Origin of the sequence: Desulfovibrio sp. 1188_IL3213 (genome assembly GCF_036763145.1) — a bacterium.
Classification (GTDB): Bacteria; Desulfobacterota; Desulfovibrionia; order Desulfovibrionales; family Desulfovibrionaceae; genus Desulfovibrio.
Genome location: NZ_JBAIYR010000590.1, coordinates 1 through 1156, shown reverse-complemented (window position 1 = coordinate 1156; position 1156 = coordinate 1). Strand labels below are relative to the sequence as shown.

The 1156-nt window shown below is 62.0% G+C and carries 1 protein-coding gene; it reads right to left on the bottom strand.

Translation table 11 applies throughout. The annotated features are described in order from the left end of the window. Positions 1-70: 70 nt before the first annotated feature. Positions 71-1156, bottom strand: a 1086-nt coding sequence (locus V6C16_RS13845; RefSeq protein ID WP_333543504.1) for a glycosyltransferase, incomplete at its 5' end; no start/stop codon positions are given.

Below are 1156 nucleotides of genomic sequence, written 5' to 3'. Positions count from 1 at the left end.
GCGCGCCCGGCCGTCTCTTGCGCCATGCGCCCAAAGAGAGGAAAACCTTGCCGCCAGACCGGGGGCAAACCTAAAAAAGCCTTTCCACCCGCCGCACAGTGCCGCCCCGCCCCACCACATAGCGCAAGCCGTGCCACACAATGCTCCGGGCGGACAGACTGTGAATGTAGACCAGAACAAACATGGCTACCGCGTCAAAAAAGCTCAGAAACCAGCGGACAAATGAAATGGAGTGCCGCAGCAGCCCCCGCCACAGGTGCAGGATCACCGACAGAAGCGCTATCCACAAAAGCGCCAGCAACACTGCCGGGGCGCTGCTCAGGTGCAGCAGCCCGCCCAGAAGAATGAAAATGGCTGCCAGGGGCGGCACGGCCATGACAATGCCCATAACGCCCAGCAACACCCACTGCATGGGCATGCAAAATTTGAGGAAAAGCACTTGCCGGTCCATCCAGGCACGCCAGACGTGGCGCTCATGCCTGTCGGCCTCGGTGTGCAGAAGCGCGCCGGGGCAAAGGCGTACCGGAATCCCCAGTTTTTGCAAACGCGCCGAAAGTGAACAGTCGTCTACCACGTTGCGCGCCCACAAGTCCTCCACGGCGTATCTGCCGAACGCCTCGCGGGTCATGGCCATGGCCCCTCCCCAAAGCTGGGTGAAGGACGAAACGGCCTGCAAAAGGCGCATGAGCAGGACGCACAGGGCATACGCCAGGGTCACGGGGCGATGGTCACCGGGATTCACCACATGGTAGCCTGTGGAAAATTCCGCCTCGCCAGTGGCAAGAGGCCCCACCAGGTGGCGCATGAAATCCGGCCGGGCCATATGGGTGCTGTCGCAAAAAACAAAGACATCGGCCTTGTTTTTGACCGCGGCCACCCCGCAAAGGCTGTTGTGGTTTTTCTGGCCGCAATTGCGGGCCTGTCCGGCCACCACATGACGCGCGTGGGGATAATCCCGCTGGATTTGCCGCACAAGGTCCGCCGCGGGCTCATCGTCAGTGGCGGTGACCAGCACAGGCAAATAGCGGGGATAGTTCTGAAGGAGCAGGCTGCGCACAGCAGCGGACATGCGCTTGTCAGTACCGGCCATGGGCACGATCATGCCGACCAGGGGCCAGCGGTCGTCGGACAATGCACGGTTGGCCGCCTCGTCCAA